At 72.6% G+C, this 215-nt stretch carries 1 protein-coding gene; it reads right to left on the bottom strand.

The annotated features are described in order from the left end of the window. Positions 1 to 215 (bottom strand): AMP-binding protein (locus tag IH50_RS38575; protein ID WP_037873797.1); only part of this gene is annotated, 215 nt, incomplete at both ends.

Here is a 215-nt window from a genome sequence, read left to right as displayed (position 1 = left end):
CCACACCCGTGTGCGAGACGACCACACCCTTGGGCCGACCCGTCGACCCCGAGGTGTAGATCACCCACGCCGGATGCCCCACCAGCAGCGCACCGCCACGCTCCACGGCCGACAGTCGCGACGAATCGACGCCCGCCAGTTCGCGCGCTGTCGCCGGATCATCCAGCACCAGCACCTGCCGGCCCTGCGGCACCACCGCCCGCACGTCCCGGCAG

Source organism: Streptomyces sp. NRRL S-37 (assembly GCF_000721605.1).
GTDB lineage: Bacteria > Actinomycetota > Actinomycetes > Streptomycetales > Streptomycetaceae > Streptomyces.
The sequence above is the reverse complement of the archived record's forward strand: the minus strand, read 5'-3'. Positions and strand labels throughout refer to the sequence as shown.